At 65.9% G+C, this 14,453-nt stretch carries 2 protein-coding genes; both read right to left on the bottom strand.

All coding sequences use genetic code 11. From position 1 onward, the window contains the following. Positions 1 to 18 precede the first annotated feature (18 nt). Positions 19 to 12,810: a BapA/Bap/LapF family large adhesin gene (locus N5D61_RS12420; protein WP_279892947.1), complete on the bottom strand. Its 12,792-nt coding sequence runs from the start codon at positions 12,808 to 12,810 to the stop codon at positions 19 to 21. Positions 12,811 to 13,393: 583 nt separating this feature from the next. Further along, positions 13,394 to 14,323, bottom strand: a complete 930-nt coding sequence (locus N5D61_RS12415) for a LysR substrate-binding domain-containing protein (protein WP_279892945.1) — start codon at positions 14,321 to 14,323, stop codon at positions 13,394 to 13,396. Positions 14,324 to 14,453 lie beyond the last annotated feature (130 nt).

Here is a 14,453-nt window from a genome sequence, read left to right as displayed (position 1 = left end):
TGCTGGCTGTTCCCTGCGTCACACCACGTGTACGCCGTTCTGTACCCATAAATGGTGGCTCGGATCCTCCTGAGGGGTGTATTGGGTGTAATCGACACCGTCGAGCTGATGAGTGCCGTCGGCTAGCCAGCGATCGGTCATGTGCACGCTGTCTGCGCTGTTGCCTTTGATTACCAGGGTGTCGTTGTCCGAGGACGTGATGGCCAGCACATCGGCCAGGTTCAAGGTCAAGGACACGGAACTGGTGTGGTTGAGGTCGAGGATTTCAATGTTGTGAATCCGGTTGTGCAGATCCCCCAGATTGATCGTCGCATCGCCCCCGGCCCACAGCAGGGTATCCGTGCCGGTACCACCATCCACGGAGGCGAATGACTGGTCGGCAATGATCAGCGTGTCGTTGCCCGCGCCGCCCTCCAGGGTGATCGCCCCGCCATGGGAGCCATCCAGCGTGTCGTTGCCATTGGAGCCGTGAAGCGTCTCGGTGCTGGTGGTCGTGGCAGCGACCAGCGCCGTGCCGTGGTCTTCGGTGGGGGCAATGGACATCGACAGTGCGCTGAACGACGTGCTTGCCACCGCGCTGGCCGGGTCGAGGTCGATGGTCAAGGTCGCGGTGTCGGTGGTGCCGTTCGGGTGGGTCAATTGATAAGTGAACACGTCGGCATGCCCGACGACCGCACTGGTCAGCCCGCTGTTGAGCGTGTAGGTGTAGCTGCCGTCAGCGTGCACCAGCAGCGAACCGTAGGTGCCCGTGATCGTGGTGCCGTTGTAGCCTGGGGTCACGTAGCTGCCCGCCACCAGCACACTGAGCACGGTGTAGGGCGAGCCCAGCATGTCGACGCCGCCACCCGCGGTGTCGGTCAGCAGGTTGCCCGACACGGGCGTGTAGCTGCCGACGACGAACTGATTGGTCGAGGTCGCGGTGTTTATCAGGCTGGTGTTGACCGTGCTCAGCACACCGACACCGCCCACCACGACTTTCACCTGATAGGTCCCGCTGGTCTGGCCGTCGAAGTTGATGCCGTAGTTGCCGCCGCCCAGGTTCAACAGTGAGCCACCCCCGTAGGACTTGACGAGCACGTATTGACCCGTGGCCGTACTCAGCTTGTACAGCCCGACGGTGGTCGAACCGAGCAGGCTCAGCAGGTTACTAGCGTTCAGAACCACGGTCAGGTTGCTGACCGTGTCGGCCGCGACGCTGGTGGTGTAGGTGCCACTGCCGCCACCCAGCAACACGCCGAAGCTGCCCAGCGAGGATTGCGTGGTGGTGACCAGGTTGGTCAAGGTGATCGCGGAATGGGCGATGTCGTTCGTTGCGTCCACCAGCGTCGCAGGGCTGGCCAGGTTGGCATCGCTCCAGACCTCGGTCGCCTGCGGGCTGTCGATGCGCACGTAGATATTGGCGGTCGCACTCAGGCCATTCGGGTGCACCAGTTGGTAGCTAAACACGTCGACCTTGCCGACGCTGCCCACGCTGCCATTACTGGTGTAGGTGTAATGGCCGCTGGCGTCGATGGTCAGCGTACCGTACAGGCCCTGCACGGTGGTGCCGCCGCCGGCCGCCACGTAGCTGCCCGCTTTCAGGATCTGCAACACGGCGCCGTTGTCGGGGCCGGTCTGGTCGACCTGACCGTTGGTGCCGACGTCGGTGATCACGTTGCCGGTCGTGACTGCCCCCGGCGTCCCGTTGAACTGGGTGAGGCTGGTGATCCCCAGTTCCAGCCTCGTGTTGACGGCGGTCAGCACGTCGACGCCAGCGTTGGAGACGACCAGTCGATAATCGCCACTGAGCAGATCCGGCAGGTTCACGCGCACCCCTATACCCGCCAATCCGATGACGTCGAGCAGGCCGCCGTTGCCGCCGGTCCCGAGGGTGACCCAAACCCCGCTGGCACTCTTGACCTGCAGCGTGTAGTTCAGCGAGGTCAGCACGCCGACGATACTCGGCGAATTCAGGAACAGGGTCGGGTCAACGCTGGTCCCGGCGTTGACCGTGAAGCTGTAGACCTTGGACGCGCCAAGAAGCAGGGAGCCAAACGAGTCGGTGTAGGACTGCACGGTCACTGCCGGTGCGATGTTCACGGTGGCGACGGCCAGGTTGTCACTGGCGGTCACCGGCGCGTTGGCATCGATGTCCGGTGCTGTGACGCTCGCGCCTACCGAAACGTTGCCGCGGTTGTCGGTGAGGCTGACCACCAGCCGTTCGCCGTTGATCTGCGCGGCGTTCAACGTGATGCTGAACACACCCGTGCCGCCGACCACCCCTGTCCCGAGGACCACCCCCGCAGACGATTTGACGGTCACCGTCGAGCCCGCTTCCCCGGTACCGCTGAGGCTCAGGCCATCACCGCTGACCACCAGGGTGGACGCGGCAGCCGGTGGCGTCAGGTCCGGCGCCGTCGCGGTGGCGCCGACAGACACGTTACCCGCCCCGTCGGCCTGGGTCACGGTCAGCACCTCGTTGTTGATCTGCGCGGCCGTCAAGGCCACGGAGAAGGTGCCGTTGGCCGCCACAGTGGCGGTGCCGAGTAACAGGCCCGCCGCATTGCGGACGCTGACGGTTGCGCCCGCGACCCCCGTACCGGTGACCAGCGTGCCGGTGGTGCTGACCGCCACCCCGACAGGCGCCGCCGGTGGCGTCGTGTCAGGGGCAGTGAGCGTGCCCGCGACCGAGACGTTGCCCGCGGTATCGACCAATCTGACCGTGAGCGCCTGGCCATCGAGTTGCGCGCTGTTGAGCGCCAGGCTGAACGTTCCGGTGACGCCGATCGTGGTCGAGCCCAACAGGGCACCATTGGGCCCGTACACGTTGACCGTAGCGCCCGCTTCGCCGACGCCGCTGAGGGTGATGCCATTGGCCGCCAGCAGCAGCGCAGTGGGTGCGGTGGGCGCGGTGACATCGCCAGCGGTGAGTTGGGCCACAGCCGATAGGTTGCCTGCCGCGTCGCTTTGCTGGACGTTCAACACCTGGCCGTTGAGTTGTGCGCTGTTCAAGGTCGCGGTGAAGGTCCCCGCGGCGTTGACCACGGCGGTGCCGAGCAGGGTCCCGGACGCATTGGTGATTCTGACGGTCGCGCCTGCCTCACCCGTGCCGCTGACCAGCAGGCCCGCGCCACTCAAGGTCAGGTTGCTCAGGGGGGCCGGCGCGGTGACGTCGGCGGCCGTCAGACCGGTGGCCGCAGAGACATTCCCCGACAGGTCGGCCTGAGTCACGCTCAGCACCTGCCCATTCAGTTGCGCCGCATTGAGGGCCACCGAGAAGGTGCCGTTCGAAGCCACCACGGCGGTGCCCAGGCTGACGCCGCCCGCCGTTCGCACGGTCACCGTCGCGCCGGCTTCGCCCAAACCACTGAGCACCAGCCCGGCAGTGTTGAGCGCAAGTGCAGTCGGCGCGGCGGGTGGTGTGACGTCCGGCGCTGGGACGGTCACTGTCGCCGAGACGTTATTGGCCCCATCGGTCTGATGCGCGCTGAGCACCTGGCCGTTGAGCTGGGGCGTGGTGAGCACCAGGCTGAACATGCCATTGGCGCCGACGAGGGCGGTGCCGAGTACCGTACCGCCCGGCGCGTTGACGGTCACTGTCGCCCCCACCTCACCGCGCCCGGTCACCAGGGTGCCTGCGGCATTCACTGCTAAGTCGGTAAGAGCAGCCGGGGCCGTCGTGTCTGCCGCCACCAGGGTGGCGGGTAGCGAGACGCCGCCCAGCGAGGCCGTCGCGGTGACTTGCAGGCTTTGGCCATTGGTCTGAGCGGCATTGAGCGTCACGCTGAAATGCCCGGTGCCGTCGGTGGTGGCCGTGCCGAGCAGGGCATTCCCAGGGCCGTACACGGTGATCGTGGTGCTGGCGGCGGCGTCCCCGCTCAAGGTCAGGCCGTCGGCGCTGAGCGTCAGATTCACCGGCGCACTGGGCGGCGGGGTCGTGGGCACGGTCAAGAACGCATCTGCCGAAACGTTCAGGCTGGCGTCGGTCTGAATGACCCGAAGTTGCTCATTCGGTGCGACCGTTCCCGTCAGCGTGATGAGGAACGTGCCGTCTGCCCCGACGATTGCCGAACCGAGGGGGCCACCCGACCCGCTCACGACCACGGTCGCGCCGACTTCGCCGCGGCCTGCCAGTTGCGTCAGGGCCGCATTGAGCGCGAGCCCCGTTACCGCATCGGGATCAGTGGTGTCAGGTGCCGTATAGGTCAGTACCGGTGACACGTTGGCCTGAGCATCCGTTGCCGTGATCGACAGCAACTCACCGTTGGTCTGCGCCGACGTGAGGGTGAGGCTGAACGTTCCGTCGGCAATCGCAACACCCCGCCCAAGCTCCGCGCCGCTGGCCGAAGTGACGATCACCGTACTGCCGGCTTCGGCATGGCCGGTCAACGTGAGGCCACCGGTCAACAGCACATCGAAGGGGATCAGCGGCGGCGTCGAGTCCGGTGCCGTGACCGTTGCCGTGGGCGAAGTGTGGAGCGCCGCATCGGTTTGCACCACGGTCAGCGACTCGCCATTCAGCCGCGCACTGGACAGGGTGACGCTGAAGGTCCCATTGGCGGCGACGGTCGAGGTGCCCAGTACGGTCCCCGACGCATCGGTCACCCTGACCGTTGCGCCGCCTTCACCATTGCCTGTCAGGGTCAGGCCGTCGGCGCTGACCGCCAGGCCGCTGAGGGCAGAAGGCGTGGTGACGTCGGGCACCTGATAGGTGAGGACATCCGAGCGGTTGGTCGCGGCGTCCGTTTGCGTCAGGCTCAGGACTTCGCCATTGAGTTGAGCGGAGGACAAGCCGACGCTGAAGGTGCCGTTGACCGCTACCGTCGCAGTGCCCAGCACGCCACCGTTGGCACTGGTGACAGTGACTGTCGCGCCCGCTTCCCCGGTTCCGCTCAGGGTCAGGCCGTCAGCGCTCAGCAAGGTGACCACTGGCCGGTCGGGTGCAGTCCGGTCGGCAGCGATCACTGTGGCTTCGGACGACGCGTTCCCTGCGGCATCGATTTGCACCACGGACAGCACTTGCCCATTGAGTTGGGCCGCGTTCAAGGTCACCGCAAAATTGCCGCTGGCATCGACCGTGCCAGTGCCCAGCGTGACACCTGAGGCATTGGTGATCGCCAGCCGTGCGCCTGGCTCGCCGGTCCCGCTCAAGATCAGCCCGCCGGTGTCCAGCGCCAATTGCGCGACCGGCACGGGGGCGGTGGTGTCGGGTGCCACGACGCTGGCGGCTGTCGATGCGTTGCCCGCGGCGTCGCTGAGCACCACATTGACCTGCTCGCCGTTGTGCTGCCGGTCCGGCAGGTTGATCAGGAACCGGCCGGTGGCATCGACGGTTCCGGTGGCGATCTCAGTGCCATTCAAGGTGATGCTGACTGTCGCGCCCACTTCGCCGGCGCCACTGATCACATCGCCCGCCGCGTTGAATTGCAGGTCCGTGGCGGCCGCTGGCGGAGTCAGGTCAGGTGCGACGACGTTGACGGGCGCGCTGATGTTTCCGGGCGGGTCGGCCTGCTGCACGCTGAGCACTTGATGATTCAATTGGGCGGCATTCAGCGTCACGCTGAAGGTGCCATTGCCCAAGACGAGCGTCGTCCCCAACAGGTTGCCACTGGCGTCCTTGACCGTCACGGTAGCGCCCGGCTCACCGCTGCCGGTCACGACCAGCCCCGTCCCGTTGATGGCGACGTTGTTCAGAGGGTCGGGCGCCGTGGTATCCGGTGCGTTGAGCGTTGCGGTCGGCGACACGTTACCGGCCACGTCGGTCTGGGTGAGGGTGAGCGGCTGTGCATTGGTCAGCGGGGTGCCCAGCACCAGCGTGAAGGTGCCGGTGCTGTTCACCGTCGCAGTGCCCAGTACGTTGCCAGCGCTGTCGGTCACCGTCACCGTGGCGCCGGCTTCGCCTTGCCCGGTCAGCGTCTGGCCGTCACTGGAGATGGCCAGTTGAGTCAGCGCCGCGGGCGCGGTGGTGTCCACTGACGTCAGGTTGCCGGCCACCGAGGTGTTGCCCGCGGCGTCGGTCAAGGTCACTGACAACACTTGCCCGTTGGCCTGAGGCGTGGTGAGGGTGATGGAGAACCCGCCATCGATTCGCACGATGCCGGTGCCCAGCAACGTTCCGGCGGTGTTGTAGACGTTGACCACCGCACCTGCTTCACCGGTACCTGACAGGAGCGTGCCATCGCGGGTCACGGCCAATGCCAATGGGGCATCGGGCGCGACGCGGTCGGGGGCGGTCAGGTCAAGGCTGGGCGACTCGTTGCCACTGGCATCGGTCTGGCTGATGTGCAAGGTCTGACCGGCAATTTGCGCGGTGGTCAGCGTGACGCTGAACGTGCCGTTGCTGCCCACCACGGCTGTGCCCAGGGTGACGCCGCCGGTCCCGGATACGACGACCGTCGCACCGGCCTCGCCGCGACCGGTCAAGGTCGTGCCATTGGCCGTCAACACCAGGTCGCTCAAGGCGGACGGCGGGGTGACATCGGCAGCGACATAGTCGGTGGCGATCGAGTTGATGCCGTCACTGGAGGTGGCGGTGGCGAAGACCTGTTCGCCGTTGAGCTGTGCGCTGGAGAGGACGGCGGTGAAGGTGCCGTCACTGCCGACCAGCGCAGTGCCCAGCACCACGCCTGCGGCATTGCGTACGGTGACGGTGCTTCCAGCGGTGGCATTGCCGGCCAGGGTCAGGCCATCAGCGCTGAGGGACAGATTGGTCGGCGCGGGTTCTGCGAGGGCGCCGGGCGCGACGACCGAGACGCCAGGTGAGGCATTACCGGCCGTATCGGTCTGAATGACGTTGACCGCCACACCCGCGCTGACCGCGGGGGACAGGGCCAGGCTGAATTGCCCGTTGGCATCGACCGCACCGCTGCCGAGCAGGTTGCCGTTACCGTCGCGTACCACGACAGTGGCTCCCGCTTCGCCATGCCCCGCCAGCGTCGCGCCGTCCGCCGTGATCGCCAGATCACTGACGGCCAGCGGGGCAGTGGTGTCCGCCGCCACCAGTGACACGGCAGGCGATGGGTTGCCTGCGGCGTCGCTGGCCACGACGCTGAGGGTCTGGCCGTTGACCTGTGCGCTGCTCAGGGTGATCTGGAAGGTGCCGTTGGCGGCCGTGTTGCCGGTGCCGATGACGCTACCGGAGGCATCGCGTACCGTCACGGTGCTGCCAGGCTCGGCGCTGCCGGTCAGTTGCAGCCCGGCGCCATTGAGCACCAGTGCGAAGGGGGCTTCCGGGGGTGTCAGGTCCACGGAAACCACCGTCACGGCGGTGGACACGTTGCCCGGTGGATCTTCTTGAGTGACGGTCAGCACCTGGGCATTGAGTTGGGGGGTATTGAGGGTCAGGGTGAAGGCCCCGTTGCTGGCGACCAGGCCGGTGCCCAGCAGAACGCCGTCGACGCTGCGCACCGAAACGGTCGCGCCAGGCTCGCCGTGGCCCGTGACAGTCAGGCCATCGGCATTGACCGTCACCTGAGAAAGCGCCGCAGGTGGACTGATGTCGGGGGCGGGGAAGTTCACCGACGGCGATACATTGCCGCTGGCATCGGTCTGGCTGATGTCCAGGGTCTGGCCGTTATTCTGGGCGGGTGAGAGGGCGACGATGAAATGCCCATCGGCACCGACGATAGCCGTGCCGAGCACCGTGCCGTTGGCATCGGTGACCTTGACGGTAGCGCCGACTTCGCCGGTACCGCTTACGGCGCTGCCGTCACCGCTGACCCGCTCAACCTGTACCACGGCCGGCGGCGTGCTGTCGGTGGTCGCCAGGCTGGCGGTCGGCGATACGTTGCCCGACGCATCGGTCAGGGTGACCTGCAACGCCGCACCGGTGGTCTGGGCGGCGGGCAGGGTCACCTGGAAGTTTCCGCTCAAATCCACGCTGCCGGTGGCGAGCACATTGCCCGCAGCGTCACGAATGGTGACGGTGGCGCCGGCTTCGCCCTGGCCGCTGACAACCGTGCCCACGGCATTGATACTCAAGCCCGTGGCGGCGGGCGGGGCGAGCAGGTCAGGGGCTATGAGGGTCAAGGGTTGCGACACGTTGCCTGCAGCATCGGTCTGGGTCGCCACCAGCACTTGCGCGTTGGTCTGCGGTGTGGACAGGGTGATAGAGAAGGTGCCGTTGCTGGCCACGGTTGCCGTCCCGAGCAGCACCCCGGCGCTGTTGGTGATGCTCACCGTCGCACCGGCTTCGCCCCGACCGGACACCACGCTGCCCGTTCCATTGAGGGTCGCGGTGGTCAGCGCGTCCGGTGCAGTGGTGTCGTTGGCGATGACCGTGGCGACAACCGAGCTGTGACCGGCGCCATCGCTGGCGGTGACATGCAGGGTTTCGGCGTTCAACCGGGCGAAATTCAGCCGAATGCTGAAGCGCCCGAAACTGTTGACGGTCGCGGTCTCGGCCGGGTTGCTGCCAACGACGGTCACCGTGCTGCCGGGCGTGCCCACCCCGGTCAGGGTGAGGCCGTCGGTGCTCAGCGCCAGGTCGCTTGGCGTGGCGAGCTGTGTGCCGTCAGGGCCGGCGAGGGGCACGGGTTGTGACGTATTGCCCGTGGCATCGCTGCTGGTCACGGTCAGCGTGCTGCCATTGGCCGCCGGTGGCGTGAGGGTAATGACGAAGGTGCCGTCGGCGCCGACCGGGCCGCTGCCCACGACGGTCGCGCCGTTGCTGATGGTGACGGTCGTGCCCGGTTCCCCGGTGCCCGAGACGACGGTGCCCTGCGGGTCGATGGCCACATTGCTGACCGGTGCAGGCGGCGTGTCGTCGGGGGCAGTTACGGTGGAGGGCAGGGAGGTGTTGCTGCCGTCCGTCGCAGACACCTGCAAGGTTTCGCCGTTGTGCAAGGGGGTATTCAACGTCACCGTAAAGGTGCCGCTCGAACCCACGGTGACTTGCCCCAGTGCCGTCCCGTCGGCGCCACGCACCACCACCACGCTGCCCGCCTGGGCCTGGCCCGACACCGTGGAACCCGTGCCGTCCACTGTCACGCCCGTCGGGGCAGGGGGGGCGGTGACGTCCGGCGCGGTTACTGGGCTGATAGGCGACGACAGGTTGCTCGCATCGGTCTGGCTGACGCTCAGCACCTGGCCATCCAGCTGCGGCGCGCTCAGTGTCACGCTGAACGTGCCGTTGGCCGCGACCACCGCGCTGCCCAGCACCGTGTTGCTGGCATCCCGTACCGTCACGGTGTCACCTGCCGTGCCGATCCCGGTGACCACTGCGCCGTTGCTGCTGATGGTCACGTTGCTCAGTGCCACCGGCGCGGTGACATCAGGAGCGGTCAGCGAGGCATTGGCCGACAGGTTGTTGGCGGCATCGGTCTGGTTGACCTGCAGCACCTGGCCGTCGTTGAACACCGCGCCGAGCTGAACGGAAAAATGCCCTGTGTTGTCGACCACGGCGGTATTCAGCAATGCACCGCCCGGGCCATAAACCCTGACGGTGGCGCCGGGCTCGCCCGACCCACTGAGGGTGTCGCCTGCGCCATTGAGCACCAGAGCGCTCGGGGCAGCAGGGGCTTGCAGGTCGGGCGCAGGCACCGTCACCGGCTGGGCGGTCGTAGGGGAGCCGTCCGCCTGCACGATGCTCAGGGCTTGCCCATTGGTTTGCGCGGCAGTGAGCGTGATTTCGAATTGGCCGTTGGCGCCGACCACCGACGAGCCCAGTACCTGGCCTTGACTGTCGGTGACGGTCACGGTGGCGCCCACTTGACCGTTGCCGGTCACCACCAGGCCGTTGGCAGACACGGTCACCGCGGTCACGGGGTCGGGCGTGGAAGTGTCGGGTGCGGTCACCGAGGCGGGCGGCGAGACGTTGCCCGCCGCATCGGCCTGGGTGACCTGCAGTACTTGAGCGTCGGTTTGTGGTGTGTCCAGGGTCAGGGAAAACTGCCCGTTGTTGCCCACCTGGCCGCTGCCGATCACGTTACCCTGATCGTCGCGTACGGTCACTGTGGCCCCGGCCTCGCCAAGGCCGGTCAGCACCGAGCCCGATGCGTTCAGCGCGAGCCCGCTTACGGCCACGGGAGGCTGGGTGTCCGGCGTGATGAAACTGACCGCAGGTGCGGCATTGCCGGCGCTGTCGACGGCAGTCACCAGCAGGGTCTGGCCATTGTGCTGGGGCGTGTTCAACGTGAGGCTGAAATGCCCGTCTGCACCGACGATGGCACTGCCCAATACGGTGCCGTTGGCGCCGGTCACGGTGACGCGCGACCCGACTTCGCCATCCCCGGTCAGCACCCGTCCGTCACTGCTCACGCTGATGTTCTCGGGTTGCAGCGGGCCGTCGAGGTCGGGGGCCGTCACAGGGGCGCCCGCAGAGGCATTGCCCGCAGGATCGGTGAGGACGACGGTGAGCGGCTGGCCGTTGGTCTGGGCAGTTGAAAGGTTGACCGTGAAGCTGCCAGTGACCAGCACCACGGCCGTGCCCAGTACATTGCCTTGGGCATCGGTCACGGTGACGGTCGCGCCTGCCTCGCCACGTCCCGCCAAGGTGAGGCCGCTGTTGCTGACCGTCAAATCGGTGGCTTCGGCAGGCGGGGTGAGGTCCGGTGTGGTGAACGGAATGGTGACCGAACTCACGCCATTGCCGTCGGTGGACACCACGTCGATCACTTGCCCGGCCAGTTGCGCAGGGGACAAGGTCAGGGAGAACGTGCCATTGCTGTCGGCGACTGCACTGCCGAGCAGGTTGCCGCTGGCATCTCTGACCTGGACCAACGCATTGGGCGAGGCCGTGCCCGTGAGCTGCGTTCCGTCGGCACTGAGGGCGAGGTTGTCGGGGGTGGCAGGGCCCGTGGCCGGGGCAATCACGGTGACGGGTGACGACGCATTGTTGTGTGCATCGGTCTGCGTGACGCGCACGCTGTCGCCGGCGCTGACGGGGGTGGTCAGCGTAGTCTCGAAGGTGCCATTCGCTGCGACCACTACGGTGCCCAGCGGGGTGCCGTTCTGGCTGACGATGGTAACCGTCGCCAAGGGTTCGCCATGCCCGGAAATCCGGGTGCCATCGGCGCTGATCACGAGATCGGTGACCGGTGCCGGAGGTTGTGTGTCATCGGCGGTGAACACCACGGATGCCGAAGTGTTCCCCCCAGCGTCGAGGGCGCTGACGTCCAGCTGCTGGCCATTGATCTGAGCGGCGTCGAGGGTCAGGGTGAAGTTGCCGTCAGCACCTGCGCGACCTATGCCAATGACGCGACCTGCGATGTCTCGGACGTACACCCGGGCGCCCGCTTCGGTGTGTCCGGACAGGGTCAGCCCGTCGGCGGACAACACCAGATTCGTCGGGGTCAGGGGGGGCGACAGGTCATAGGCCTGCACCGGGACATTGGTCGAAACGTTGCCCGCCGCATCGGTCAGCGTCAGTTGCAACACCTCACCGCCGGTTTGTGGGGGCGTGAGGGTCACGGTGAACGTGCCGTCCTGACCGACAACCGCGGTGCCGAGTACGTTGCCGTTGGCGTCGATGACTGTGGCGGTGGCGCCGACCTCACCGCGACCGGAAATCTGCGTACCGTCGCGAGCGATGGCGACGTCGGTGGGCGCGTCGGGAGGTGTCTGATCTACAGGTGTCCCAGGTTGATCGACGTCCGGCGCCTGTGTCTGAGCACTGACCGAGGTGTTGCCGGCGGCGTCCGTGGCGCTGATCGACAACGTCTGACCGTCGCTTTGCGGCGGGTTGAGCGTCAAGGTAAAGGTCCCATCGGCAGCGGCGACTCCGCTGGCAAGGACGGTGCCGTCCGCGCCGCGCACTTGCACGGTCGCGCCGGGCTCTGCCGCGCCGGAAAGCTGCGTGCCGTCGTTGCTGACCTGCAGGTTCGTCGGGGCATCCGGCGCAGTGGTATCTGCAGCAATCACGATGCCGGGCGCGGAGGTGTTGCCCGCCGGATCCGTGGCACTCACCGACAGCGTCTGGCCATTGCTCTGCGGTGGGCTGAGCGTCAGGTTGAAGGTCCCATCGGCAGCGGCGACTCCGCTGGCAAGGACGGTGCCGTCCGCACCGCGCACTTGTACGGTCGCGCCGGGTTCTGCCGTGCCGGAAAGCTGCGTGCCGTCGTTGCTGACCTGCAGGTTCGCCGGGGCATTCGGTGCGGTGGTGTCGTTTGCCGTGGTGGTGCTCGGTGCGGAGGTGTTGCCCGCGGCATCGGTGAGGGTCACGTTGACGGTCTGACCATTGGTCTGCGGTGCGTTGAGCGGGACGTCGAACCGCCCGTCGTTGCCGACCGTACCCGTTCCGATCACGTTGCCGTTGGCGTCGCGAACGGTCACCTGCGCGCCGACTTCCCCAATTCCGCTCAGCAACAGGCCGTTGGCGGAAAATCCGAGCCCCGTCGGTGCGTCCGGCGCCGTTGTGTCGGGCGGACTGCCCGGGCTGCCGCCATTTCCGCCACCACCACCGCCGCCCCCTCCGGCGGCCGCTGCTGCGCCACCCGCACCCAAAAGACCCAACCCGGCGATGGCCCAGGCCGATGTCGCACCACTGACCACGCCGGTGCCGGCGATCAACTCATCGATCGAGGTGATTTCGTCAAAGGTGAAGCCATTGAACGACTCAGCGCTGTACTGCGCCTGCCAGAGCGCGCCGTCCTCATCTTGAAAGACCATGTCGCTGGCCAGCCCGTCCGGGCCGGTATTGAAGAAATGGGCGACTTGAATCTGCTCGCCGTTTTTGAGGTGGACGATCAAGTCCTGACCATTTCGGGTGACCGATGCCACCTGATTGGGCGCGACCGGCATTTGAACGACAGCGGGATCTTTCAGTTGCAGATTGCCCCAGGCACGGGCGTCGATTTGAGAGGTGACCTTGTCAGCAACGACGATGTTTTCCATTTCCAAATCCCTTTTCTGCTTTACGAAAAACAACTACGCGACAACATCTCGGGCGTTGGTGTGTTTTCGGGAGCTGCACGTCAGCTCACGTCCAGATCTTCTTGTCGTCCGGAGCAGGTGCGTCCTGCTCCTGTGTGGCAAAAACATTAGTTTGGATCCATGCGACTTCAACGCAGAGGTTTTGGCGGGGTAATGGACGACCTCTGAAAACGGCACGTAACCGGTTGTCTGTAAAGGGACTTCGTCGACAGACCGTGAAGGTGCCATTAGTCGACTCGAAGGATGGCTCCGCTGGAGTCCATCCGAACGATGGGTTCGCTTCGGATGGGTGTATCCGTATGGTTAATGCGCGAAATCCGGATCGGCCCGACCTTTGACGCGTTCAATGGCCGTTCGCCCCGCTTCGTGTACAGGCCAACCTTGAAGAATTGCAAAGATCACCTCAAAGAAGGTGAACCCTAACAGGAGAACGCTGGCGCCCTGTGTGACTGCATACAGTTGCCAGATGGCGAACAGGATTCTGGCCACCGGCCTGGTCGCGCCGACCTACGGCCGGGGGCTGGCGTTGGCACGCGGCACTTGGTCAATCCTGACGGGGCAAACTGGCGGACCCCAACCCCAACTCATCCAGAAGCCACTTCTTGAACACCTCCGCCGCCTCGTGCCGGGTTCGTCGTTTTGGATAGACGAGGTAGTGGCCGATGTACTGCACGTCATGGGTCACGGCCCGCAGCGGTGCGACCAGGGTGCCCTTTTCCAGCTCGGTCTGGGCCAGCAGGGTCGACTCCAGGACCACCCCCATGCCGTTGCTGGCGGCGGCGATGGCCATGATGCTACGGTCGAAGCGCAAGGCGTAGTGGTGCGGGGACATGAGGTGGTTGGCCTCGAACCAGCCTTTCCACTGCAGCATCTGTACATCGCACTGAATCAGCCGATGCTCGTAAAGGTCTTGCGGGGTGCGAATGCTTCGGGCCAGTTCCGGGCTGCACAGTGGCGTGAGGTGCTCGACGGCCAGCGGGACTTTCTCGATAAGGCTCGATCGCGGCTCGCCATAAACGATGTCGAGGTCGAAGTCGTCGTTTTCGAATTGCGCGTAATCGGTGCTGGCCGAGAAGCGCAGGTCGATGGTCGGGTGGGCCTGGACGAAACGGGCCAAGCGCGGCATCAACCATTGCATGCCGAAACTGGGCGCGGTGTGCAGGCGCAGAGGCGGGGGTTCGTCGCTGCTGGCCAGGACAAATCCACGCTGCATTTCCTCCAAACCCCGTTGCACGTGCTCCATCAGCAGTCGGCCCTTGGCCGTGAGGTTGACTTCGCGGGTGGTGCGTTCGAACAACTGCAGGTCGATGGATGCCTCCAGCTTGCGAATCGAATGGCTCACGGCGCTCGGGGAAATGCCCAGCTCCTGGGCCGCCTGAATGAACGACCCTGACCGGCCTGCGGATTCGAACACCCGCAGCGCTGACAGCGGCACCCGGCGAAGCTGCTGAATTAATGAATTCTGCTCACTCATTGCTGCAAAAATGTCCTTTGTAAGGGGCTATTTGCCGATGCTAGCTTGATTGCACATCGCTTGCAGGCCATTTGATGAATTCGAAACATCAATTGGTTGCCTGCTGACGATGGTGTCACCCCTTAATAAA

This window comes from Pseudomonas sp. GD03842 (assembly GCF_029841165.1).
GTDB lineage: Bacteria > Pseudomonadota > Gammaproteobacteria > Pseudomonadales > Pseudomonadaceae > Aquipseudomonas.
This window is presented reverse-complemented; position numbering and strand designations above follow the sequence as displayed.

Excerpts from the sequence above, each read along its gene's own strand:
- N5D61_RS12415 (WP_279892945.1), bottom strand. The coding sequence starts at position 14,323 with ATGAGTGAGCAGAATTCATTAATTCAGCAGCTTCGCCGGGTGCCGCTG.
- N5D61_RS12420 (WP_279892947.1), bottom strand. The coding sequence starts at position 12,810 with ATGGAAAACATCGTCGTTGCTGACAAGGTCACCTCTCAAATCGACGCC.